Annotated in this window: 19 protein-coding genes; 4 read left to right on the top strand and 15 right to left on the bottom strand. The window is 71.6% G+C overall.

Going from position 1 to position 24094, the window contains the following annotated elements; translation table 11 throughout:
* Window positions 1–6: 6 nt before the first annotated feature.
* The 7 genes from ABT023_RS18060 to ABT023_RS18030 form a co-directional block, all read right to left on the bottom strand.
* The gene (locus ABT023_RS18060; protein ID WP_350886823.1) at window positions 7–1377 is read right to left on the bottom strand and encodes an MFS transporter; all 1371 of its coding nucleotides are present in this window, start codon (window positions 1375–1377) and stop codon (window positions 7–9) included.
* A gap of 68 nt (window positions 1378–1445) precedes the next feature.
* Window positions 1446–1625, bottom strand: coding sequence for a hypothetical protein (locus tag ABT023_RS18055; RefSeq protein WP_350886820.1), 180 nt, complete (start codon window positions 1623–1625; stop codon window positions 1446–1448).
* A gap of 6 nt (window positions 1626–1631) precedes the next feature.
* The gene (locus tag ABT023_RS18050) at window positions 1632–1865 is read right to left on the bottom strand and encodes a zinc-ribbon domain-containing protein (protein ID WP_350886817.1); all 234 of its coding nucleotides are present in this window, start codon (window positions 1863–1865) and stop codon (window positions 1632–1634) included.
* A gap of 121 nt (window positions 1866–1986) precedes the next feature.
* On the bottom strand, window positions 1987–2847 hold the full coding sequence (locus tag ABT023_RS18045) for an SRPBCC domain-containing protein (RefSeq protein WP_350886815.1): 861 nt from the start codon (window positions 2845–2847) through the stop codon (window positions 1987–1989).
* Complete coding sequence (locus ABT023_RS18040) at window positions 2840–3400, bottom strand: helix-turn-helix domain-containing protein (protein ID WP_350886813.1); 561 nt, start codon at window positions 3398–3400, stop codon at window positions 2840–2842. The genes ABT023_RS18045 and ABT023_RS18040 overlap by 8 nt, the downstream gene beginning before the upstream one ends.
* Before the next feature lie 93 nt (window positions 3401–3493).
* A complete protein-coding gene (locus ABT023_RS18035; RefSeq protein ID WP_350886811.1) occupies window positions 3494–4837 on the bottom strand; it encodes a class I SAM-dependent methyltransferase in 1344 nt (447 codons plus the stop codon).
* Window positions 4834–6231, bottom strand: a complete 1398-nt coding sequence (locus ABT023_RS18030) for an FAD-binding oxidoreductase (protein ID WP_350886809.1) — start codon at window positions 6229–6231, stop codon at window positions 4834–4836. Before ABT023_RS18030 ends, ABT023_RS18035 begins: the two co-directional genes overlap by 4 nt.
* Before the next feature lie 83 nt (window positions 6232–6314).
* Between ABT023_RS18030 and ABT023_RS18025 the strand changes: the two genes are divergently transcribed.
* On the top strand, window positions 6315–6599 hold the full coding sequence (locus ABT023_RS18025; RefSeq protein ID WP_350886807.1) for a DUF427 domain-containing protein: 285 nt from the start codon (window positions 6315–6317) through the stop codon (window positions 6597–6599).
* 28 nt (window positions 6600–6627) lie between these two features.
* On the opposite strand, the gene ABT023_RS18020 is transcribed toward ABT023_RS18025, so the two are convergent.
* On the bottom strand, window positions 6628–7557 hold the full coding sequence (locus ABT023_RS18020; RefSeq protein WP_350886805.1) for a LysR family transcriptional regulator: 930 nt from the start codon (window positions 7555–7557) through the stop codon (window positions 6628–6630).
* 88 nt (window positions 7558–7645) lie between these two features.
* Between ABT023_RS18020 and ABT023_RS18015 the strand changes: the two genes are divergently transcribed.
* Window positions 7646–8197, top strand: a complete 552-nt coding sequence (locus tag ABT023_RS18015) for a sugar O-acetyltransferase (RefSeq protein ID WP_350886803.1) — start codon at window positions 7646–7648, stop codon at window positions 8195–8197.
* A 230-nt stretch (window positions 8198–8427) separates the two neighbouring features.
* On the opposite strand, the gene ABT023_RS18010 is transcribed toward ABT023_RS18015, so the two are convergent.
* The 4 genes from ABT023_RS18010 to ABT023_RS17995 all read right to left on the bottom strand — a co-directional run bounded on the left by ABT023_RS18010 (window position 8428) and on the right by ABT023_RS17995 (window position 13555).
* Window positions 8428–8913, bottom strand: coding sequence for a hypothetical protein (locus tag ABT023_RS18010; protein ID WP_350886801.1), 486 nt, complete (start codon window positions 8911–8913; stop codon window positions 8428–8430).
* 208 nt (window positions 8914–9121) lie between these two features.
* A complete protein-coding gene (locus tag ABT023_RS18005; protein WP_350886799.1) occupies window positions 9122–11074 on the bottom strand; it encodes a vWA domain-containing protein in 1953 nt (650 codons plus the stop codon).
* Between the two features lie 3 nt (window positions 11075–11077).
* Window positions 11078–12523, bottom strand: a complete 1446-nt coding sequence (locus tag ABT023_RS18000; protein WP_350886796.1) for a magnesium chelatase ATPase subunit I — start codon at window positions 12521–12523, stop codon at window positions 11078–11080.
* 63 nt (window positions 12524–12586) lie between these two features.
* Window positions 12587–13555 carry an aldo/keto reductase gene (locus tag ABT023_RS17995; protein ID WP_350886793.1) on the bottom strand — a complete coding sequence of 323 codons (969 nt, stop codon included), beginning with the start codon at window positions 13553–13555 and terminating at the stop codon, window positions 12587–12589.
* A gap of 148 nt (window positions 13556–13703) precedes the next feature.
* On the opposite strand from ABT023_RS17995, the gene ABT023_RS17990 reads away from it, so the two are divergent.
* Together ABT023_RS17990 and mgrA are read left to right on the top strand one after the other, a co-directional pair.
* Window positions 13704–15539 carry a glycosyl hydrolase gene (locus tag ABT023_RS17990; protein ID WP_350886791.1) on the top strand — a complete coding sequence of 612 codons (1836 nt, stop codon included), beginning with the start codon at window positions 13704–13706 and terminating at the stop codon, window positions 15537–15539.
* A gap of 92 nt (window positions 15540–15631) precedes the next feature.
* The gene (gene mgrA, locus ABT023_RS17985; RefSeq protein ID WP_350886788.1) at window positions 15632–16621 is read left to right on the top strand and encodes an L-glyceraldehyde 3-phosphate reductase; all 990 of its coding nucleotides are present in this window, start codon (window positions 15632–15634) and stop codon (window positions 16619–16621) included.
* A gap of 246 nt (window positions 16622–16867) precedes the next feature.
* On the opposite strand, the gene ABT023_RS17980 is transcribed toward mgrA, so the two are convergent.
* From ABT023_RS17980 to ABT023_RS17970, 3 genes are read right to left on the bottom strand one after another with little or no spacing between them, the layout of a single operon-like run.
* Window positions 16868–17317 (bottom strand): hypothetical protein, encoded by a 450-nt coding sequence (locus ABT023_RS17980; RefSeq protein WP_350886785.1) that lies wholly within the window; start codon window positions 17315–17317, stop codon window positions 16868–16870.
* 6 nt (window positions 17318–17323) lie between these two features.
* The gene (locus tag ABT023_RS17975) at window positions 17324–19144 is read right to left on the bottom strand and encodes an RHS repeat-associated core domain-containing protein (RefSeq protein WP_502890704.1); all 1821 of its coding nucleotides are present in this window, start codon (window positions 19142–19144) and stop codon (window positions 17324–17326) included.
* Window positions 19050–23666: an RHS repeat protein gene (locus ABT023_RS17970; RefSeq protein WP_350886781.1), complete on the bottom strand. Its 4617-nt coding sequence runs from the start codon at window positions 23664–23666 to the stop codon at window positions 19050–19052. The genes ABT023_RS17975 and ABT023_RS17970 overlap by 95 nt, the downstream gene beginning before the upstream one ends.
* Between the last annotated feature and the right edge of the window lie 428 nt (window positions 23667–24094).

Genomic DNA, 24094 nt, shown 5'->3' with positions numbered 1-24094 from the left:
CGCCGGTTAGGCGCGGGCCGCGCCGCGCCGCACCAACACGGCGACCGTGGCGGCGGCAACCAGCGCCGCCGCCGCCATCACCCAGAGCACGGTACGCAGGCCGCCGGTGAAGCCCGGGTCGGCGAGCCGGCCGGCGGTGGTGCTGGCCAGCACCGCGCCGACCACCGCGATGGCGATCGTCTCGCTGGACAACCGGGCGGTATTGATCATCCCGGCCCCGGTGGCCGCCCGGCCCGGCGCGACGCTGCCGATCGCGATCGCGTCGAGCAGCCCGATCGACAGTCCGATCCCCACCCCGATGGTCAGCAGCGGTCCCGCGAGGGTCGCGGCGTCGCTGTCCGGGGCGAGCACGGTGGCCCAGGCCGCCCCGACCGCGACCACCGCCACGGAAGCGACGATCACCGCGGGGGCCGGCACCAGCCGGGTCAGCGCGCCGCCGAGCACCGGCAGCACCAGGGTGGGGGCGGTGAGCAGGATGAGCGTCCCGCCGGCCGCACCGGGGCTCATGCCGACCACCGTGGTCAGGTACGACGGCAGGTAGACCAGCAGCGGCACCAGCACCGCGACGCTGGTGGCCGCCGCCAGGCAGACGCCGAGGAACCGGGGGCTCGCCAGCAGGGCCAGGTCGAACATCGGCTCGGCTCGGCGGCGCTCCACCCGGACGAAGAGCACCAGCAGGGCCGCCGCCGCGACGAAGGCGGCCACGATCACCGGGGCGGACCAGCCGAGCTCGGGGCCCTGCACGAAGCCGAAGATGAGCAGCAGCAGTGCGCTGGTGAACGTGACGGTGCCCGCCCAGTCCACCCCGCCGGCGCGCGCCGGGCGGGACTCCGGCAGCAACGGGACCAGGGCGAGGACCGCACAGGTGGCCATCGCCGGCACGGCGAAGACGGCCCGCCAGCCGAACGTCTCGATCAGCAGCCCGGCGCTCGACGGGCCGAACGCGAGGCCGACGCCGATGGACGTGCCGAAGAGGCTGAACGCGCGGGCCCGGGCGGGGCCCTGGAACGCGTCCGCGAGCAGGGCGGAGGCGCTGGTGGCGGCAGCCGCCGCGCCGATCCCGGCGAGCGCTCGGGCGACGTCGAGCAGCACGATGTTCCCGGCGACCGCGCCGGCCAGCCCGGCCACCGCGAAGATCACCAGGCCGACGGCGTAGACCCGGCGGCGGCCGAACAGGTCGGCGAGCGCGCCGGTGGCGAGCATGAAGCTGGCGAAGGTGGCGTTGTAGCCGTTCACCACCCACTGCACCCCGGCCAGCCCGGCGTCGAGGTCGCGGCCGATGTCCGGCAACGCGACCGAGGCGCCGGTCAGTGAGATGGGCAGCGACACGGTCGACAGCAGGACGGCGACGAGCACGACGGCCGGACGGTTGCGCACGATCCTCCCCGTTCTTCGCGGCCGTCTCAGCGTAGGTGCCGATGGTCGGGCCAGCGGTTCCAGGGGGCTCAGCGGCCGGCGGAGCGGTTCCAGGGCGAGCGGGGCAGGGCGGTGCCGGCCAGCGGGCGGCGGGTACGGCGACGCGGGCGGCGACCGGGGGTGCAGGGCGGGCGGGAGACGGTGTGCACCGGCGCGACCGGGACGCCGGCCGGCTGGCGGCCGATCAGCCAGCAGAGGAAGCGGGCCACGAGGGATCAGCCGACCGGGAGGCGCTCGGCCTCGGCCTTGGCGATGTCGTACTGGGCACCGCAGAAGGTGCACTGCTTCGCGTACCGGGTACGGATCGGGATCAGGGGGACGAAGAACAGGGTGAACCTCGTGGACCGGCGGGTGATCACCTGGGCGGCGTGGTTGCCGCAGTTGCGGCACACCTGCTGCACCACGCCCGACCGGTCGACCTTGGTGCGGAGCCCGAATATGAAGAACATCGCCCCGCATTACCCACTCGCCCAGCCTTCTGCACCCCTAAGGCCGCCCACAACTTCAGAGGCGGGGCGAGACAGCCCCCGTCCGCCACGACTGGTCGGCGTGGCGGACGGGCACCTCTGCTCAGCGGGCTGCGTCGGCGGTCGCCGGCTCCTCCGGGAGCCAGATGGGCTGCCAGTCCGGCATCTGGTGGTAGCGGACCAGCTCACCGAAGCCGGAGACCGTCCCGCTCCACGCCGCGTACGGCGGGTTCTGCTCGTCGAAGCCGCTCTGCACGAAGGTGAGCTTCGTCTTCCCGTCGGACTCGGCCAGCTCCCAGGTGGTGACGCCGGTCGGCCCCCAGTCGACGGACATCCGCCGGCCCGGGTCCAGGTCGACCACCTTGGCCGCGTAGCCGGTCTCGAAGCCGCCCATGGCGTACCGGCCGCCGAGCCAGGGCTCGATGCCGATCGGGTACCCGAACCAGGCGCTGGCCTGCTCCGAGTCGGTCAGCGACTCGTACACCTTCGGCAGCGGGGCGGCGATGAGCAGCTCGCCGCGCAGGTCGGCGGAGGTGAAGTCGGTGCGCGGCAGGAGCTGGCGACCCTCCAGGTGGGCGGCCAGGTTGGCGATCGCCAGGGCCCAGTACGTCTGGAACACGCCCCGGATCGTGCTGCCGCTCATCGCCTCGGCGAAGTCGAAGTGGCTCTGCCGCAGGGTGAGGATCGTCGACTCCCCCTGCGGCTCCAGGGCGATCTCGGTGGTGGTCTCGACCCCGTCGAGCAGCCAGGCGAAGCGCAGTATCCGCTCGTCGGCGTGCAGGAGCCGCTGGTGCGGGGCGTCGCCCTCCGGGGTGTAGCGCCCCCAGAACGCGTACCGGTGGGGCAGTTCCACCTCGGCGTGCTCGGCCAGCCAGGCGCGCAGCTCGGCCGGGTCGGTGAGGGCCCGGTGGACGGCCTCGACGGGCGCGGCGAGCCGGGCGCGCAGGGTCATCGGTTCAGTCACGGTCTTCTCCCTTGGGATAGCAGGCCACGGCGAGCTTGAAGGCGTCCCCCTCGGCGCCCCCGTAGCGGGTGAACAGCTCTTGCAGGGTGGTGCGCAGGTCGGCGAGGAACTCCTGCCGGCGCTCGGCCGGCACCCGGATCTCCCCGGAGACCCCGATCGAGGGCAGCTCGGGGGCCGCCCGGTCCAGGGCGGCGACGTCCGCCTGGACCTCCTCCATGAGGTCGACCAGGTGGCCGAGGCTCAGCTCGTCGCGGGCCCGACGCAGCCCGCCGATCCGGCCGACGAGCCGGGGCGAGAGCCAGTAGGACCGGGCGACCGCCTGGTAGATGCCCTCGCTGATGCCGCGCACCTTGCGCTCGGCCACCTGCTCGGCCAAGCCAGCCGCGACGAGCTGCTTGACGTGGTAGTAGACCCGCTGCGGGGTCTGCCCCAGCCGGTTGGCGACCTCGGTGCAGGTGCCCGGGTCGGCGAGCTGCCGCAGCACCTCTATCCGCTGCGGCTTGAGCAGGGTCTCGGCCTGCGACATCTCTTCGAGGTACAGGACGTCTCTCATAACAAAAACAAGTTTGTACGTAAAAAACTTGCTTGTCAATTGGTTCGACGAAAGGGGCGGCCGAGGATGGCCGCCCCTGCGTCGTACGGTGGGTCAGGCGGTCCAGTCCGGACGCAGCGGGTAGCCGTTCACCCCGTCCGGGCCGTTGCGGGTGGCCAGCACCTGGTGCAACTGGATGCCGTTGCGCTCGAACGCCAACCGGGAGCCGGCCATGTACAGACCCCACACCCGGGCGGTGCCCTCGCCGACCTCGGCCACACACTCGTCCCAGTTCGCCACCAGGTTGCGGCACCACCCCGCCAGGGTCAGCGCGTAGTGCTGGCGCAGGTTCTCCTCGTGGTGCACCTCCAGCCCGGCGTCGTGGATCTCGCCGATCAGCCGGCCCGGGCCGGGCAGCTCGCCGTCGGGGAAGACGTACCGGTCGATGAACGCGCCGGAGCGGTGCGGGGCCCGGTTGTCGGCCCGGGTGATGCAGTGGTTCAGCAGCCGACCCCCGGGCCGCAGCCGGTCCCGCAGTGCGCCGAAGTAGACCGGGTAGTTGCGCACCCCGATGTGCTCGGTCAGGCCGATCGAGGAGATCACGTCGAACTGCTCGCGCGGCGCGTCCCGGTAGTCCAGGTGCCGCACCTCGGCGAGCTCGGTCAGCCCCTCCCGCTCGATCGCCGCCTGCGCCCACTGCGCCTGCGCCCTCGACAGGGTCACCCCGAGCGCCTTGACCCCGTACTCGCGGGCCGCGTGCCGGACCATGCCGCCCCAGCCGCAGCCCACGTCGAGCAGCCGCATCCCCGGCTTGAGCGCGAGTTTCCCGGCGACCAGGTCGTACTTGGCGGCCTGGGCCTGCTCCAGCGTGTCGTCGGGGCCGCGGAACACCGCGCAGGTGTACGTCATCGAGGGGCCGAGCACCCTCTCGTAGAAGGCGTTCGAGACGTCGTAGTGGTGCGAGATGGCGGTGCTGTCCCGGGACCGGGAGTGGCGCAGCCCGTTCATCACCCGCTTCCAGCGCGGCGCGGCCTCCTGCGGCGGGGGCGGCGGCGGCATCAGCCGCTCCCAGCCCAGCCCGCGCACCAGGGCCAGCCCGTCGGCCAGTGCCGGCGGGCGGAGCCTCAGCTCGTCCTTGAGCACCCGCAGCGCCTCGTACGGGTCGCCCGGGTGGACCCCGTCCAGGGCCAGGTCGCCGCTGACGTACGCCCGGGCCATGCCCAGGTCGCCGGGCGCCGTGAGCAGGTACGACAGGCCCCGCTCGGAGCGGACGGCCAGGGTGATCCCGGCGTCGGCGGGGCCGACGGCGCTGCCGTCGTACCCGGTGACCCGCACCGGCAGGGGTCCGGCCGTGACGGCGCGGACCACGTCGGCCACGGTCGGGGCCGGGCGCCGGCCGCCGGCCGGCGGGGTGGACGGGACGCTCGCCGCCCCCTGTTCTCGATCGGTCAGGCTCATCTTCGTGCTACCGCCTTCTCGTAAAGTCCGGTGAGCCGGTGGTCCGGGTCGTAACGGTCCTTCACCGCACGCCAGGTCTCGCCGCCGTAGAGACGGTCGAAGGCCTGACGGTCGTAGTACGCGTCCGAGTAGAGCGACTTGTGGCCGCCCGCGTCGGACACCGCGCGCTCGATCAGCCGGTTGACGTCGCCGTCGGCGGCGTCCTCGGCGATCGGCACGGTCCCCCAGAAGCCGATGTTGACGTAGTTCTGCCCGGGGCGTAGGGGGTACAGCGGCCAGGGTCGGGCCGATCCGGGGCCGGCCGGCTCACGCAGCCGCAGCGGGCAGAGCCAGACCGGGGACATCCGCACCTCGCGGGCGAACCAGCGCAGGAAGTCGGCCATGCCCTCCAGCGGAATCTCCACGTCCTGCACCACCCGCTCCCGGGCGGGCTGGCCGCGCAGCCGGTCGATGCGCGCGGCGACCTGGTGCCGGTGCTCCAGCCGGACGAGCCGGTGGTAGACGTCGCTGCGCCGCCAGCGGGCCGGCCAGATCCGCCGGACGACCGGGTGCTGCACCCCGAACGCCGCCGAGCACCAGAACCAGTCGGTGTCCCAGCGCCAGAGGTAGTCGTAGGTGCTCAGCCAGTCGCGGGTGAGCCGACGCAGCGAGCGGTAGTAGATGCCCTGGCCGGTGTAGTCGCTGACCCGCGGCGCGTCGTCGGTGAAGGCCGCCAGCACCAGGTACGCCTCGCCGGGGCTGAACACCACCCCGTCCATCGCGTCCACCGGCTCCCCGGCCCAGGACCGGGTGGCGGTGACCTCGCCGATGGCGTCGGTCAGCGCGGTCAGGTCGGTGAAACGGACGTTGCGCAGGGCCACGTACCGACGCACGGGCGCGAGCTCGATACGCAGCCGGGTGGCGTAGCCGAGGCTGCCCAGCGAGTTGGGAAAGGCGGCGAAGAGGTCGGCGTGTTCCCCGTCGGGGCGGGCGGCGACGATCTCGCCCGCGCCGGTGAGCACGTCCATCTCCAGGACGGACTCGTGCGGCAGGCCGTGCCGGAACGAGGTGGACTCGATGCCGAGGCCGGTCACCGCGCCGCCCAGGGTGATGGTGCGCAGCTGCGGCACCACCAACGGCATCAGCCCGTGCGCCAGGGTGGCGTCGACCAGCCGCTCGTACGTGCACATGCCCTGCACGTCGGCGGTGCGCGCCTCGGGGTCGACCCCGATCACCCCGCCGAGGCCGCTGACGTCCAGCCCGGGGGCGCTCGGCGCCGATCTCGGGCGGAACAGGTTCGAGGTGCGTTTGGCCAGTCGCACGGTCTCACCGGCGGGGACCGCGGCGTACGACCGGCGCAGCAGATCCACCGCTCCGTCGTGGTCAACACCATGATCCACACGGACAGCACACATGCGATCACTGTACGCGCGACAGGGCCGAACCCGTGGGACGTCCACGGTGGCCGTTCCCACGCGCGGGGCATACCGTGGACGGCATGCCGCGCGCCGTCTGGAACGACCTCGTGATCGCCGAGAGCACCGACACGGTGGTGGTCGAGGGCAACCACTACTTCCCGCGCACCGCCCTGCGCGACGACCTGGTCCGGGAGTCCTCGACGCACACCTTCTGCCCCTGGAAGGGCACCGCGTCGTACTACACGCTGGAGCACGACGGGCGGACCAGCACCGACGCGGTCTGGTACTACCCGGAGCCGAAGCCGGAAGCCGCGATGGTGCGCGACCGGGTGGCCTTCTGGAAGGACGTCACGGTCGTCGACTAGGACGTGCCTGCTAAATGGGGCGGCCCGCTCAGTGGGCCACCCAGTCCGGGACCCACACCTCATCGGTGGTCTGCGGTCTTGAGGCTCGCAGGTGGTCCCGCAACGCGGTCAGCACGGGGTGCTGGTCCCCGGTGCGCGTGAGCAGCACGTGCGGGTAGAGCGGGGTCGGTTTGCGCAGCGGGATGCGGCGCAGGTAGTAGCTCTGGGGCCACAGGTAGCGGTCCTCGCTGCCGACCAGGGTTGCCAGCGAGGCCGAGTCCGCCAGGGCGTCCATCAGGGCCTCGTCGCCGAAGTTGGGGCCGAGCGCGTCGATGCTCAGGCCGAAGGCCTGCGACAGCGACCGGTAGAATTGCGCCCACTCGGTGCCCGGCCTGATCCCGGGGATCCAGATGCGGTGTCCGGCCAGGTCGGTGGGCCTGACCCAGGCCGCGCTGGCCAGCGTGTGACTCGGCCCGACCAGGAGCTCCAGGGGCGAGTCCAGGAGTCGTTCGGCGCTGATCCCGGCCGGGACCTGGTCCGCCGGCAGGGCGCGGAACGAGGCGTCGATGGTTCCTTCGAGCACGGCCCGGGCGGCCTGGACGGCGTTCTCCTCGGCCAGCGTGACCGCGTCCAGGCCGGCCTCCGGACGGGACCGGTAGAAGCGGTAGACGGCCTGGGCCGGAGCGATGCGCCGGTTGAGGACGTCCACGCGCAGCGGGCGCACCCCGGGGCGCACGGCCTGCTCGGCCTGCCCGGCGACGGTCAGGACCTTCTTGGCGTGCGGCAGGAAGACCTGCCCGTCCAGGCTCAGCCGGGAGCCGCGGGAGGTGCGTACCAGCAGCGCGACCCCCAGGTACTTCTCCAGGGCCGCGACCCGCTTGGAGACCGCCTGCTGGCTGATCCCGAGCTCGTCTGCCGCGGCCTGAAACTGGCCGGCCCCGGCCACGGCCACGAACGTGCGCAGCGCTTCGACATCCACACCCCACTCTACGGCCACAACCAGTGGTTGTGTCTGGGCGCATTCGGGGTTGTTTGATCGCACCTCGCCGAGGTGCTGGGATCAGCGCATGCCCACCACCTCAGACCAGGCCATGTATGTCCAGACGCCCGAGTTCGCACGCTATGCGGAGCGGATCGCACAGGTGACCGACGCGACCTCGCGGCTGAACGTGCTGCCGTTCAGCGATACCGAGGCGCGTGCGGAACTACTGGCGGTTGTGTTCGGTGGTCCACTGCCGGAGCTGGTGACGATCTACCCGCCGTTCTTCACCGAGCACGGCATGAACACGCGGTTCGGGAAGAACGTCTTCGTCAACCAGGGCTGCACGTTCATGGACCACGGCGGCATCCGCATCGGCGACAACGTCATGATCGCCCCGAAGGTCAGCCTCATCACCGGAGGGCACCCGCTGCCCCTGGCCGAGCGGCGCGAGTACATCACCAGCGCCCCGATCGTGATCGAGGACGACGTCTGGATCGGCGCGGCCGCCGTGGTCACCCAGGGCGTGACCATCGGTGCGGGCTCGGTGGTCGCTGCCGGCGCTGTCGTCACCCGTGATGTGCCTGCCCGCACGCTGGTCGCGGGAGTGCCCGCGCGGGTGGTCAAGGCGATCGACTGACCCGTCCGGGCGAGCGCCGGCAGGCAGTTCCTGCCGGCGCGCTCGCCCGGACGGGCGTCCTGTTCCCGATGTCCCGTCACGGCCGCCTCACCGACGAGCAGTGGGACCGCATCCCTGCTCTGCTGCCCAGCAACATCGGGCGTAGGGGCAGGCCCTGGGCCGACCACCGTCGGGTCGTGGAAGCGATCGGTACCGGTACCGCACCGGGATCCCCTGGCGAGACCCGGTCGTCAGGCGCGGTGCGCGTGCAGCTCCGGGCGCAGGGCACGGAGCTGGTCGAGGTGCTTGGGCAGGTGCACCCGGGTGTGCAGGTCGAGGGTGCGACCCCAGGGCAGCGCCTCGTCGACCCGTAGGTCGACGTCCTCGTGCAGGCGGGTCTCGACGAGCGTCTGCGCCACCGCCGGACCCAGCCGGTCCACCAGTACGCAGAGCTTCTGGCTGGTCGCGCGCAGCATGGTGGCCAGCCCGACCAGCCCGCCGTGCTCGGCGACCAGCGCGTCGAGCTGCGGCCGGTGCACGGTCTCCAGGTCGTAGTACGCGAACGGCGACCCGGCCAGCACCGCCTCGGTGGCCTCGCTCATCAGCTCGTCGTTGGCCGCCAGGTGCGCCACGATCTGCTCGGCGCTCAGCTCCCCGCCCACCGGCGGCTCGAACCCGCCCGCCTCCACCTCGGCGAGCACCTCGTCGTACGCCCGCCGCAACCCCGTGCTGTCCACGACCCCCAGTCAACCCCGGGGCCGGGCGGGCATCGGCGGGCTACCGTCCCCGGTTCACCCGGACGGGACCGGCCGTCGGAGGGCGCCGGGCACACGCGAGGTCCCCTGCGGCATCCGCTGGTGCTGGGCGCAGGCGGGGCCTGGCCCCTCGGCACCCGGGCAGGGGGACCGCCGGGCGCGGGGCGGTCCGCCCGCCCGGGGGCCGGCGTCAGCGGCGGCCCCTGCGGGCGCGGAGGTAGTCGCTGACCACGTACTCGCCGAGGTCGTCGAGGTCCGGGGTGAACATCCTGCCCCGGGAACGGCGGGCCACCGCGTCGACGAAGCGGCGCAGGCCCGGGTCGTCGCCGAGCATGAACAGGTTGAGCGTCGCGCCGGCCCGGGTCAGCCGGTCCACCTCCCGGATCGTGGCCTCGATCGTCTCCGGCAGCGGCGGCCACTTGAAGTACGCCTCGCCGTCGTCGGGGTCGAGGTGGGCGGTCGGCTCGCCGTCGGTGACCACGAGGACCACCGGCTCCGCGCCCGGGTGGCGGCGCAGGTGCCGGCCGGCCAGCCGTAGCGCGTGCTGGAGGTTGGTGCCCTGCTGCATGTCCGGTTCCACCGCCGCCAGCTCCGCCTGGGTCAGCGGCGCCGCCTCCCGGCCGAAGCCGACGATCTGCAACGCGTCCTGCGGGAACCGGGTCGCCACCAGATGGGACAGCGCCAGCGCCGTCTGCTTCATCGGCCCCCACCGCCCCTGCGAGATCATCGAGTACGACAGGTCCACGCAGAGCGCCACCGCCGCCGACGCCCGGCGCTCGGTCTCCATCACCTCGAAGTCGGAGACCGCGAGTTGGACGGGCACCGTCGGGCCCGACCGGGCGACCGCCCGGGTCAGGGTTCGCACCACGTCGAGCGGCTGCTCGTCGCCGTACTCCCATGGCCGGGACGCCCCGCTCACCTCGCCGGCGGCCCCGGCCGAGCGCAGGTCGTGCTGGCCGCGCGGCCCGGCGGTCAGGTCCGCGAAAACCCGGCGCAGGGCGGTGCCGGCGAGCCGGCGCAGCGCCTTCGGGCTCAGCGTCAGCCCGTCGGCGTCGCGGGTCACCCAGCCCTGTCGGCGCAGCTCCCGTTCCAGCTCCCGCAGCCGGCGCACGTCGTCGGCGGCGTCGCGGCCCAACGTCCGGGACACCGCGTCGACGTCCACGTCGTCCAGGGTGGCCCCGGGCTGGTCCTGGTCGAGGGCGTCCAGGAGCTCGTCCAGCTCGGCGATCTCACCGAGCGCATCGGCCGCCTCGCCGTACCCGAGCGACTGCTCGCCGCGGACCCGCTCGCCCCGGTTCCAGTTCAGGTCGGGTCGCAGCGCCCGCAGGTTCGCGTCCAGCGCCGACAGCTCGCCGGTCAGTCGGTCGCCGAGGGACTGGCGCATCAGGCCGGCCAGCTCTTCGCGCTGCCGGTCCGACAGGGACCGCATCAGCCGCTCCCCCGCCGCCGCACGCCGGGCCAGCACGTCGACCAGCTCGTCGACGTCCTTCGGCCGTTCCGGGAAGAACTCGCCGTGCCGGCCCATGAACCCGGCGAACGCGTCGGTGGTGTCCTCCGACCGGGCGTGCCGGGCCAGCAGGTCGTTCAGGTCGCTCATCATCTCGGCGAGCTGCCGTTGGGCGGCCGGGTCAGCGGCGGCCCGCGCCGCGTCCCGCAGCCCGGCGAAGCGCTGTTCCAACACGTCGCCGCGCAGCCCGTCGAGGATCCGTTGGTACGCCTGCCGGGCCTCGGCGCTGGCCCAGGAGTACCCGGAGAGCTCCTGCACGGCGCGGGCCGTGGACCGGGGCAGGTTGTCCAGCACCGCCTCGGCGAACCGGGACGCCTCGTCGGCGCGCCCGCGCAGCTCGTCCCGCTCGGCGGCGAGGGCCTGGTCGAGCAGCGCCCGGGCCCGGGTCACCGCACCGTCCAGGTCGCCCCGACGCAGCGCCTCCCGGCGCAGCCGCCGGGCCCGGGCGGCCAGGTCGTCCAGTCCGCCCCTGCCCTGCAGGCCGCGCCGCAGCAGATCACGCAGCGCGTTCCGCAGGCTGCCGCCGGCCAGCATCTCCGCGCCGACCGCGTCCACCGCCGACCGCACGTCGTACGGCGGGGCGAGCGGGTCCGGCCCGCCGCGCCACTGCCCGTACCGGAACCGGTTGCCGGCCACGGCTCAGCCCTTGCTGCCGTAGACGGTGCGCCCACTGTCGGTGACGTCCTTGCCGAGCCGGCGCGTCAGGTGCAGCCCCTCCAGGACGAACTCCACACCGGCCGCCGCCTGCTCCGGCGTCGGCGCGTCGCCCAGCCCGAGCCGGTCGAGCGCCTTGGCCAGCCCCGGCACGGTGCCGACCTGGCGCAGCAGCTCGGCCGAGGAGACCAGCTCGCCGGTCTCGACCACCCGGTCGTCGTCCACCAGCGCGGTGAAGCCGGAGAGGTCCAGCCCGGCCAGCCGGGCCCGGAACGTGTCGGCGGTGGCGGTGCACAGCAGGTGGTCCAGGAGTTCGATCTCCCGCCCCTCCTCGCCGCTCTCGAACTCGACCTTGCCGCGCAGCGTCGAGGTCACCGACACGGCGTCGCCGATCCGGGCCACCGGCGCCTCGGACGCCTGATCGGAGCCGGCGGCGAGCAGGCCGGAGCGGCGCAGCGCGGCGGCGGCGACCGTCTCGGCGGCGGCGATGGCGAACCGGGCGGAGACGCCGGAGCGCTGGTCGACCGACGGCGACTCGCGGACCGCGCGGGCGAACCGGGCGAGCACCTCCAGCACGTGCTCCGGCACCTCGCCGACCGGGTCGGCCTCCTGCCGGATCAGCGCCAGCTCCAGTTCCAGCTCCAGCGGGTAGTGGGTGTGGACCTCGGCGCCGAACCGGTCCCGGAGCGGGGTGATGATCCGGCCCCGGTTGGTGTAGTCCTCCGGGTTGGCGCTGGCCACCAGGAACAGGTCCAGCGGCAGCCGCAGCTGGTAGCCCCGGATCTGGATGTCCCGCTCCTCCAACACGTTGAGCAGCGCCACCTGGATCCGTTCGGCCAGGTCGGGCAGCTCGTTGATGGCGAAGATGCCCCGGTTGGTGCGGGGCACCAGCCCGAAGTGGATCGTCTCCGGGTCACCGAGGGTGCGGCCCTGGGCGATCCGGATCGGGTCCACGTCGCCGATCAGGTCGCCGACGCTGGTGTCCGGGGTGGCGAGCTTCTCGCCGTAGCGCAGCGAGCGGTGCAGCCAGGCGACCGGCAGGTCGTCGCCGGCGGACTCGGCCAGGGCGCGGGAGGCGGGGGTGAGGGGGCGCATCGGGTGCTCGTTGAGCACCGAGCCGGCGATGACGGGGGTCCACTCGTCGAGCAGTGCGGCCAGCGAGCGGATCAGCCGGGTCTTGCCCTGGCCGCGCTCGCCGAGCAGCACCATGTCGTGGCCGGCGAGCAGGGCCCGCTCGACCTGGGGCAGCACCGTGTCGTCGTACCCGACGATGCCGGGGAAGCGGTCCTCGCCGGTGCGCATCCGGGCGAGGAGGTTGTCTCGGAGTTCCTGCTTGACCGTGCGGTGTCGGTGCCCGGCGGCCCGCAGCTCGCCGAGGGTGGCGGGCAGGTCGGCGGGCGGGACCGGGAGAACCTGGTTGGGCTCAGTCACCCGACCAACGCTAGCGCGGCGCGGCCCGCCGCCCCGCCCCGTCGCCCGCACGGGCCTACGCCCTCACCTTCCCGCCCGGGCGCGGATCAGCCTCGGCACCGCCGCGAGGCCGGTGACCGGACGGAAGGCGCGGGCGGCGGCGGCCAGCGCCGCGTACTCGTCGTCGGCCAACTCGATCTCGGCGGCGGCGGCGTTGCGCTCCACCTGTTCCACGCTCGACGCGCCGGGGATGGCCACCACGTTGGGGTGGCGCAGCAGGTGGGCCAGGGCGATCTGGCTGGGCGTGGCGTCGTGCGCGTCGGCCACCTCGCGCAGCGCGCCGATCAGCGCGGCGCCGCGCTCCAGGTTCTCCGGCAGGAAGTACGGGTTGGCCCGGCGCACCGCCCCGCTCGGCGGGTTCTTCGCGTCGTACCGGCCGGACAAAAAGCCCTGGGCGAGCGGGCTGTACGCGATGACGATCCGGCCGGTCTGCTCCGCGTACGGCAGGAGGTCCTCCTCGGGCCCGCGGTCGACCATGCTGTAGCGGACCTGGTTGCTGAGCACCCGCCGGCCCAACGCCGCCTCGGCGAACCGCCAGCGGCGCAGGCTGTAGTTGCTCACCCCGACCTCGGCGACCAGGCCGACGTCCTGCAACGCCCGCATGCCCCGCATGGTGGTGGTGTCGGCGACCACCGGGTTGGCCTGGTGCACCTGGTACAGGTCGATGGTGCGCACGCCGAGCCGGGCCGCCGAGGCGACCGCCCGCTGCTGCACCACCGGGGCGACCGGCAGCAGCGGGAAGATCTTGCTGGCCACCACGACCCTGTCCCGGTCGTCGCCGAGGGCCGCGCCGAGGATCCGCTCGCTGCGGCCGAAGCCGTACACCTCGGCGGTGTCGAACAGGGTGACCCCGAGGTCGAGCGCCCGCCGGACGATGTCCGCCGCCCGGCGCTCGTAGTCGGGCCCGTAGCCCCACTCCTTCGAGCCGAACTGCCAGGTGCCGAGGCCGATCTTGGAGATGGGCTTGGGGGTGTCGAGCTGGACGAAGCGCATCCCCCGAAACTACGCGAAAGGTAGGGCACCTTATCAGCACATTCCGCGCAGGAGGGCGATTATTCCTCTCCGTCGGGTTGACAAACGGATAGCCATAGATCGATTGTGGGAGCGCTTCCATCCACCGTCACCGCTCCGGGAGCCCGTCATGACCCGTCCCCGTCCCGCCCGGCTGGCGCTGGCCGCCGCCCTGCTGCTGCTCGCGCCCCTGATCCCGGGCCTCGCCCCGGCCGCCTCGGCGGCCAGCCCGACCGTGTACGAGGCGGAGAGCGGCACCCTCACCGGGGTGACCGTCGAGACCGCCGCCGCCGGCTACACCGGAACCGGTTACGTCGCCGGCTTCGACGCCGCCGACGACCAGGTCGCCATCCCCGTGCCCAACTCCCCCGGCGGCCTGTTCGAGCTGACCGTGGCCTACCGCGCGCCGTACGGCCAGAAGACCGCCTCGCTGCTGCTCAACGGCGCCGGCAACGGCGACGTCGTGCTGCCGGCCAGCACCGAGTGGGCCACCGTCGCGGCCGGCAAGGTGCTGCTGCGCGCCGGCGACAACACCATCACGGTACGCAACAACTGGGGCTGGTACGAGATCGACGCGATCCGGCTCGCCCCGGTCAGCGCCCCGCCCCCGCACCAGGTGACCGGCGCGCTGGTCAACCCCGACGCCGACGCCCCGGCGCGGGCGCTGATGCGCTACCTGACCGCGCACTACGGCACCGACGTGCTCTCCGGCCAACAGGACATGGGTGGGGTGCGCTGGCTGGAGGAGAACGTCGGGAAGGCGCCGGCCATCGCCGGCCTCGACCTGATGGACTACTCGCCCAGCCGGGTCGAACGCGGCACCACCTCCACGGAGGTGGAGAACGCGCTCGCCTGGGACGCCCGGGGCGGCATCGTCACCTTCGCCTGGCACTGGAACGCGCCGAGCGGTTTGATCGACACCCCCGGCAAGGAGTGGTGGCGCGGCTTCTACACCGACGCCACCACCTTCGACGTGGCGGCGGCGCTGGCCGACCCGAACTCCGCCGACTACCGGCTGCTGATCCGCGACATCGACGCGATCGCCGCGCAGCTCACCCGGCTGCGTGACGCGGGCGTGCCGGTGCTCTGGCGACCGCTGCACGAGGCCGAGGGCGGCTGGTTCTGGTGGGGCGCCAAGGGTCCCGGCCCGGCCAAGCAGCTCTACCGGCTGATGTACGACCGGCTCACCAACCACCACCAGCTCACCAACCTGATCTGGGTGTGGAACTCGATCTCCGCCGACTGGTACCCGGGCGACGACGTGGTGGACGTGGTCAGCGTCGACTCGTACCCGGCGGTCGGCGACCACGGGCCGCTCAGCGGGTCGTACGACCGGTTGGTGTCCCTGGGCGGCGACCGCAAGCTGGTCGCGCTGGGTGAGGTGGGACCCATTCCGGACCCGGAGCTGACCCGCGTCTACCGGGCCGACTGGAGCTGGTTCGTCACCTGGTCCGGCGACTTCCTCACCGACGGGCGGTGGAACTCGCTGGACTTCCTGCGCCGGGTCTACCGGGACGACCCGCACGTGCTCACCCTCGACGAGCTGGGCGACTGGAAGCACGCGGGCCCGAGCCCGAGCCCGACCGTCAGCCCCACCGGCTCACCGACCCCGACGCCCACCACGCCGACGCCGACCCCGACCAGCCCGACCCCGACGCCGACCGCGCCGGCGGGCTGCACGGCGAGCTGGAAGCTGGTCAACCAGTGGCCCGGCGGCTTCCAGGCGGAGGTGACGGTGCGTAACTCGGGCACCGCGCCGATCACCGGCTGGACGGTCCGCTGGACGTTCGGCGCCGGTCAGAGCGTGGCCAACTCCTGGAACGCCACCGTGTCGACCAGCGGGAACACCGTCACCGCCCGCAACGTCGGCTGGAACGGCCGGCTGGCCCCCGGTGGCACCGCCGCCCTCGGGCTGATCGGCAGCGGGTCCGCCCCGACTCCCACGCCCACCTGCGCCCCGGCCTGACCGGTCCCGACGGCCCGGGAGGTTCGCGCCGGCACCAGCCACCGCGCGGGCGCGAACCTCCCGGACACCGGGGCGGCGATAGGGTCGGTGGTGTGACCCACCTTGCCGCCGACGAGCGCTACCAGTCCATGACCTACCGACGCGCGGGGCGCAGCGGGCTGCGGCTGCCCGCCGTCTCGCTCGGGCTGTGGCACAACTTCGGGCCGGACCGCCCCTTCGAGCGGCAGCGGGACATCGTCCGCCGCGCCTTCGACCTCGGGATCACCCACTTCGACCTGGCCAACAACTACGGTCCGCCGCCCGGTGCCGCCGAGGAGGCCTTCGGCCGGCTGCTCGCCACCGACCTCAGGCCGTACCGGGACGAGCTGGTGATCTCCAGCAAGGCCGGGTACCTGATGTGGCCCGGCCCGTACGGCGAATGGGGCTCCCGCAAGAACCTGATCTCCTCCCTGGACCAGTCGCTGCGCCGCCTCGGCCTGGACTACGTCGACGTCTTCTACTCGCACCGCTTCGACCCGGACACCCCGCTGGAGGAGACGATGGGCGCGCTCGACGCCGTCGTCCGCTCCGGCAAGGCGCTCTACGTCGGCGTCTCCAACTACGACTCGGCGCAGACCGAGCGGGCCGCCGCGATCCTGCGCGAGCTGGGCACGCCGCTGCTGATCAACCAGCCGTCGTACTCGATGCTCAACCGCTGGACGGAGCGCGACGGCCTGCTCGACACCCTGGAGCGGGTCGGCGCGGGCTGCATCGCCTACAGCCCGCTCGCCCAGGGCCTGCTCACCGACCGCTACCTGGGCGGCATCCCGGCGGACTCCCGGGTGCGCACCAGCGTCTTCCTGAACGAGGACGACCTCGACGAGAAGAAGATGGCCACGGTACGGGCGCTCGGGGCGATCGCCGAGCGGCGCGGCCAGTCCCTGGCCCAGTTGGCGCTCGCCTGGGCGCTGCGCGACCGCCGGATGACCAGTCTGATCATCGGGGCGAGCAGCGTGCAGCAGTTGGAGGCGAACGTCTCGGCGCTAGACAAGCTCGACTTCACCGCCGAGGAGTTGGCCGAGATCGACCGCCACCTCGGTTGACTGCGGGCGTGGCGGGGGTCGGTTCAGCAGTGGTGAGCTGATAGTTGGCAGAGGTGGGCGTGCCCCTTCGCCTGACTGGCCTTGTGTCTTTTGACCGAACTTGTCCGCCCCCGCTCCTGATCAGGAGCTTGACCGCCAGTAGCCGCTGGCGTATCTCACCCGGTCGCGCCAACGCCGTGGCGGCCTCGAAGATCGAGGCCGCCACGGCACTCACCCTGGGAGCGATGAGCTTATCCGCCAGACTCTCTATCCACTGATCAACTCGGAGCGGGCAATTTTATAAGACTCAGCCCTCTCGGGAAGCAACTCACTCATCCGCCCAAAGAACAACTCGCCGGCGGCGGAAATAACTGACTCGAATTCCAGCAGGTCAACACTTGCGCGACGCACCATGTCACCACTGATCGATGCTACGACCACGCGAGAAGCCTGCCGGGTAAACTCAATTTTGATTGGCTGGTCTGGATAGTAGACGCTAACGGTCTCGCGGCTGCGGAGATCCTTCACCATCGTCGCCAGGTAGGACCAAACTTGATCAACATAATCCCACTCTCGCTTTCCAACAATTTCCCTGCCATTTGCAAGAATCTCGACAGCCCCCTCAACGTAGTCAGGGTCGGCCGGGCGAGTTTGACAGGCTTCCACCTGCACGAACTCCCCACCTGCCGTCTTAATGAAGGAATTGATCGAAAACATTCTCACCTACTTTACTGGATAGAACTGCCCAACACGGCCATTATTGAGACCAAGAACATATTCAACGCCGTCTACAGTTCCCTGGATTTGATACATGCCGCTCGAGCCGCGCCGCATGAGCGTATCGCGATTCTGCCGCATGACACTACCGATCGCCAACTGGACTTCGTCTGCGCTCATCGAGGGATCGAAGAAGGTCTGCTGCGCCTTGACAGAGCCATCCCAGTAACTCAGGTGATGCCGGGTCAAGACGTGCTCCATCCCCTTCTTGTCGAGCAAGAACTGCTGATTGCCAAATTGGAACCGCTGACTCTGCCAGCCCCGGAGCACCGGTGCCGGCCGGCCGCCGGTCGCGGCCCCGAGCACCGCCGCCAAGGCAACGGCTTGGGTGTCCTCGCAGTCGTCCGCGCATTGACCCGCAATACCCGCCAACGCCCCGACGGCGAGCAGGCAGCCTGCCCCAGCCGTTCCCGCACAGAGGACGGCGCCGGCCGTGGCAACGACGGTGGAGGCCACAAACCCGTCCAGCGCCTCCCAGTAGTCCTTGAGGCTAGGCGATCCGTACACAGCGAACCTGAGGTGAACGATGATCGCTTTGTAAGCAGGTGTGCCAGGCACATTCCAGGTGTCCGGATTTTGGCTGATGACAAGCTGGATTCTTCTGCGTGCAGTCTCCGCCCGCTCCGCCGGGATGTTCGGCACGTTCGCCGATGGATTGTTGCCGGACCCCGAGCCACCCGTGGATTCCCCGGCGCTCGTGTTCTGCCCGCCGCCGTTCTCCTCGCAGTTACGCTGGGCGATACCGGTGTAGTTGTAGCACTCGTCCCGGACGGGCGTCTGGTTCACTCCCTCGTTCTCGCCGTCGCAGGTGTAGGAGCCGGCGCACTCCCTCAACCCGCTCGGGTCGCTGTAGGTGACCGGTGAGCTGCTGCTGTACCCGTATCCGGTCCACGACTGCGGGTCCTGCAGATTGAAGTCCGGGTCGACGGAGACGAACCGGCCGGTGGCGGGGTCGTACTCGCGGGCGCCGAGGTGGGTCAGCCCGGTGTTGTCGATGGTGCCGCCGACGAAGCCCTTGTCGTTGGCCCAGGTCGGGCTGCCGCCACGCGGGTTGCCGTAGGGGTCCTGCCGGCGCACCGTCGCGGTCTGCGCGGCGTTTGCGCTGACCGACACGTTCGACGTGCCCTGGTGGTCGGCGGCGAGCCAGGTCAGGCCCGACGCCGTTCGGGACGCTACGGTCTGACCAGCGAACGCGTAGTAACGCGTGCAGGTCGTAGCCCCGGTGCTGTTGGTGTAGCGTAGTTCCTGACCCGCCAGGTAAAGGGTCTTGCCGGCCGGGTCGCGGCGGATGAGCCGGTTACCGTCGGCGTCGTAGATGTAGGTGGTGGCCCCCGTCGCGTCTGTGCTGGTCTCCAGATGCCCCTCTGGATCCCAGGTCAGCACCTGGGAACCGGCACCGGTCGGGCAGGTGTTCGTCGCGCTGCCCGCCGGCCGGCAGGTCGTGTTGCCGGCGGCGTCGTAGCGGTAGTTCCTGGTCAGCGAGCCCGTGGTGGTCGTCGAGAGCGCGTGCGGCTGCGCGGCTGCCGCAGCCGGGTAGTTGTAGTTCGTGGTGGTGTTTCCGCTTGCGGCGTGCGCGACCTGCGTCTTGCGGTTGCCCACCAGGTCAAACGTCCAGGAGTTCCAGTAGGGTGCCGGCCCGCCGAGCGCGGTGGCCGACGGCGCGGCGGCGCAGTCACCAGCGCTCGGCGTCCACGCCTCGGTGAGCCGACCCAGGTAGTCGTAGGTGTAGCACTGGGTGTCGTCCACCGGGTTCGGAGTGACGTCCACCGCCTTCTTGATGTTGCCGGCGTGGTCGTAGGTGAAGCGGACGTCGGAGAGCGTGTTCGGACGCGACGCTGTCCCGGTCCACTCGGACGCCGGTCAGCCGCCCGGTCTCCAGTTCGTGGGTGAACGCCTGCGACACCCGGTTACCGGCGAGGTTGTCGGTGTCGAGGCTGAGCTGGGTGAGCTTGCCGAGTGCGTTGTAGGCCGTGCCGGCCACGTACGACAGGTTGGTCGAGTCGTACAACGACGTCATAGTGGTCGGCTGGCCGAGGGTGCTGTAGGTATAGGAGAGGGTCTCCGCCGGCAGGTCGCCGCCGTCGGAGGGCAGGCCTGTCGAGGCGAGGCTGCCGTCGACGTTGTAGGTGTAGGTGTAGTTATAGGTGCCCGCCAGGTTGGTCTCCGAGGGCGGAATCACCACCTGGGCGGCGGTCGGTTGGTACTTGTCGGTGTAACCGATGATCTTGTTCTGGTAGGAGGCGCCGCCGACGAACCGGGTCGTCTGCGACAGCCGTCCCTTGGCGATCGTGTCGTAGGACCACTGCGCCCGCAGGGGCCCCCCGACCGCGTTCTCGTACAGCATCCGCTTGCGCCCGAGGGCGTCGTACACGTACACCAGCTTCTTGTTGCGGGCGTCGGTGGAGGAGGTGAGTCGGTCGCCGGTGTCATAGGTCAGGGTGGTGAGACCGGTGTCCGGGTCGGTCTGCGTGGTCTTGCGCCCCTGCAGGTCGTACCCGTAGGTCCACTGGTTGCCCAGGGCGTCGGTGACGCCGGTGTGCTGCCCCTTGCTGTTGTAGGTGAAGGACGTCGTGTCCCAGGAGCCGGCCGTGCCCGGCGTCGGCACCGCGCCGTGGTACTGGCGCGTCGAGACCTTCCGACCGCGGGCGTCGGTGATCGTGGAAGTCGCCGTGCCCCCGGCGGGTGGGGTGATGTCCACCCGGTCGCCACCGTAGGCGACCGAGGTCCGCCACCGCTCCGCCGCGAAGGGTTGAAAGACCGAGGCGACGGAGCGGCCGGCGCCGTCGAAGACCGTCCGGGTCTGCGTCGGGACGAGCGCCGCCTCGGTGGCGGTGACCAGGGTTGTGCCGGCCGCTCCGGTCGCATGGTAGGCGCCGAAGGTCCTGACCTCCCGGCCCGCGGAATCGTAGAAGGTGTCGGTGAGCAGCCGGCCGCCCGAAGAAGAGGGCGCCTGGGACTGCCTAGGGCGCAGCAGGCCGTCGTAGAACGCGTAGGCGGTGGTGTATGCCCCCGCCGCGTTCAACTGGGAGGAGGAGACCACCGTGGCCGCGTTGTTCTGGATCAGGTAGCTGAAGGTGGAATTGGCCGTCTGGGTCGCCTTGTCGCGGCCGGGCAGCCACACCGAGGTCAGGCGCCCCAGCCCGTCGTAGGCGAGGTCGGTCCGCTTGTTGTTGGCGTCGACGACCGACGAGCTGCTGCCCCAAGCCGGGTTCACCGTCGTCGTCGCCACGTGCAGCAACGGGTTGGTGACGGTGGTCGCCGTCACCGGACCACCGGTGGCGGGGGTGTACGCCGTGGTGGTCTTGGCATTCAGCGCGTCCCACCCCTCGGTGACCCGGCCGTACGCGTCGTACGTGCCCTGCGAGACGATCGAGAAGGCCGGCGTCCCGGCGTTCCAGGCCGTCATCTTCTCGGTCTTCGTCGCCAGGCCCCGGGTGGGCGCGGTCTCGAAGACCTGGCCGTCGAAGCTGACCCGCTCGTCGCCGATCACGGCAGCTTCGGTCAGGGTTCCGGTGGTGGCGGAGCACTGCACCGCGTACGTCTGGGTGCGGTGCACCTTGTCCATCAGCCAGAGGCTGTCGTTGCGCGGGGTGCGGTCCGTCTTCGTGCACTGTTCGTCACCGGCGACCCCGTCCTGGCCGAAGTCGTCGGCCTGGGTGGCCATGCCGAGCGAGTCGAAGGTGGTGGTGGTCCTGGTGGCCCGTTCGCCACGGCCCCCGTCCAGGGTCGTGTAGTTGCGGGTCGTGGCGATCCGGGCGAACCGGGCAGTCACGGTGTCCCCGTTGAAGGTGCGGCTGGCGGTCGCCGCAGAACCCCACGGTTCGTTGGTCTGACGGGAGACCACCGCTCCGCCCGGCCCGTTGAGTGTCCTGCTCTCACGGGTCAGGCCGGCAAACCAGTCCGCGTCGGCGAACCCGTCGACGGTGACCGTCTTGGTGCCCCCCGACGGCGCGGCCCGATCGCCGTCCATGCCCCGGAAGTAGCGGGTCTCGGTGTAGGTCTGCTCCCCCGCGTCACCGGTGGTCACCCCGACGCGGCCGTAGCCGCGGTAGCTCGACCACGTCTTGTACTTCTTCTCGATCAGGCCGTCGTCGTCGCTGTAGTGCCACGCCGCGCCGTCGAGGTAGGAATAGGTGTGCACCACCCGGGGGCTGCCCTGCGGCGGTGTCCCGCCCGTGTTGTCCTGCTCGTAGACCGTGGTGACCACGTACTTGTGGAACCAGTCGGTGACCGGGTTGGCGTAACCCTCCGGCGTCCAGACCGACGGGTAGCAGCGCTTCGTGTTCGTCTGGGGCGTCGGGGTCTGCCCGGCCACACAGTCCGGGTCGGAGTAGGTGACGTTGATGGTGCCGCCGGTCTCGGTGCGGATCGCGGCGATCCGCCACCAGTTCATGGCGGCGGCGAAGTCGATCGTGTCCACCCGGTTGGCGAGCTGCACCCCGGTGAACTCGATGTCCGGCACGGTGGTGGTCGTTCCGACCAGCCCGGCGTGGGAGATCTTCGACAGCCAGAGCCCGGCCCGGGTGCCGTCACCCGGGTCCGGGAACGTGTGGGTGAACGTCCACCGCTCGACGTCGGAGTAGGCGCTGCCGGCGCGTACCTGGGTGGTGATGGTCGAGAGCCGCTTGGTGCTCCAGAACGTCGGCGAGAAGACCGTGCCGCAGTCGGATCCGGTGCACTGCTGGTCCCACGGCGTGTCCGGCCAGTGCGCCTCGTCGTGGGTCGTGCAGCTCGACAGGCAGCGGTCGGCGACCCCGAAGACCACCTGGGCCGGCGCCGGGGTGCCCAACACCGACTCCACGCCACCTGCGCGGCGCGTGCCGTAGGAGATGCGGTTCAGGTAGCCGGCGCGGTCGTAGGAGGCCGCGTCGGTCTTGTCGAGGTTGCGGCCGTACTTGTTCGTCTCCTTGGTGTACCAGTACGAGGCGGAGTTGCCGTGCACGTCCACCACGTAGTCGAGGTTCCACCGCCACGCCTGGGTGCAGTCGGAGTCGATGAACGCGGTCGCGTGGCAAGGCTCGCCCGGGTCGTTGCCGAACACCGGGGCGGTCAGCGTGGAGTTGGTGACCGGGTCGCCGGAGGCCCAGCCGGGCAGCCGGTGGGCACCGAACCAGTACTGGGTGCCGTCGGTGGTGGTCACCACCCAGTACTCGCCGTCGTTGTCGCCGTTGCTCGCGCCCGTCTTCCGCTCGATCCGCGACCCGTCGTCCGACCGCAGGTGCCAGCGGTCCTCGGTCGAGTTGTAGATCAGCTCGCCGGAGTGGCCAGCCAGGGAGAGCGTGGCGTTGCTGGTCTCCCAGCACAGGTCGCTGGTCTTCGTGTTGTTGTTGGCCGAGCCGTCCATGTCCTGGCCGCAGCCGAGATAGCGTCGCTCGATGTAGCCACCGGGGTTCGCCTCGAACCCCTCGCCCATCCAGGAAGGCTGGTTGTTGCTCGCCGCCTGCCGGCCGTCCACGGACTGTGACGAGTAGGAGAGCTCCAAGCTCGGTACAGGCCCGCTGAGCGACGGTGGAACCCGCATCGGGTACGACCAGTTGAAGGCGCCGGAGTTGCCGCCGGCCGTCCAGGTCGACGACGGCTGGAGGGAGGTCGCCTTGAAGTCACCCGCGCTGCTCGAGTCGCCCGCGGTCAGGGCCACCAGGTCGTTGGTCGCCGACACCGGCACGGTCGCCGAGACGGTGCGCGTCTTCAGATCGTTCGTCGACCGCAGGGGTATGCCGACGCAGGCCTTGCCAGTCGGCTCGCTGAGCGCACACGCCGGCATCGACATCAGGCGCAGCCGCGCCGCCCAGTCTCCGCCGTACGCGGTCGCGAACGCCCCGTAGTCCACGGACATCCGCAGGCTGCCGGCACTCGCCGCACCGTCGGCCCGGCCCACCCGCAGCAGGAGCCCCCGAACGCCCGCCCGCTCCGTGGCCGCCCGGTCCAGCACCTCCACCCGCACCCGGGACGGGGCGGCGGCGGGCGCGAGCGTCCGACCGGCCGCCGACACCGCCCCCGAGGTCAACGGCGCTATCCGCACCGGGAGCGCACCCGCCGGGGACGGCTTGGCCGCGAGGTCTCCGACGGTGACCTCGGCGACCCCCGCGGCCGGCCACACGGGGGCTAACTTGCGGGTTGCGTCGGGCATCGCCGCCGGTGCCGCCGACTTGCCCACGGCCACGGGGGACACCGGCACCACCGGCACGGCCTCCGGCGCGGGCGGCCGATACGACGTCGAACCCGCCGCGGGCGTGGGCGCGTTGACCAGCCCGGTGACCATGAGCGCCGAGACGAAGGCGGCTGTCACCAGTCGCGCTCGGCGTCTACGTGAAGGCGAGAGATAAGGCAGGTGGACTGTGTCCATCATGTGCTCCCCGAGGTGTCCGCGAAAACCGCGATCAGATGGGTCCTGCCACCCCTGGCCCAGGCGGGCTGAGGGTCCGAGCTGGATCGGCCGCCGACGGGCCGTGTGCGGGTGCTCTCCGGCAGTGCGCCGGCGACGGTTCAGAACGCCGCCGGGCGCACGGGGCCCCGCTCCTGGCCCACGTCGGACGTGGGCCAGGAGCGCGTGCGACGCGACTGTCAGGGCGTGGGCGGGTTGAACTGGAGTCCGAGGCCCGGCTGGAGGACCGGTCGGCGGTGGGTGCATGAACGGGTCGGAGCGCGTCCGGCCGGATGGCCGTCGGGCTGGTTAGGGCTGCCGCCCCGCTCCGCGACGAGGAGCAGGGCGGCAGC

It is taken from the genome of Micromonospora sp. NPDC002296 (genome assembly GCF_040296145.1).
In the GTDB taxonomy this organism is placed as follows: Bacteria; Actinomycetota; Actinomycetes; order Mycobacteriales; family Micromonosporaceae; genus Micromonospora.
Note: the sequence above shows the minus strand (reverse complement) of the source record. Positions and strands in the feature narration are given on the sequence as shown.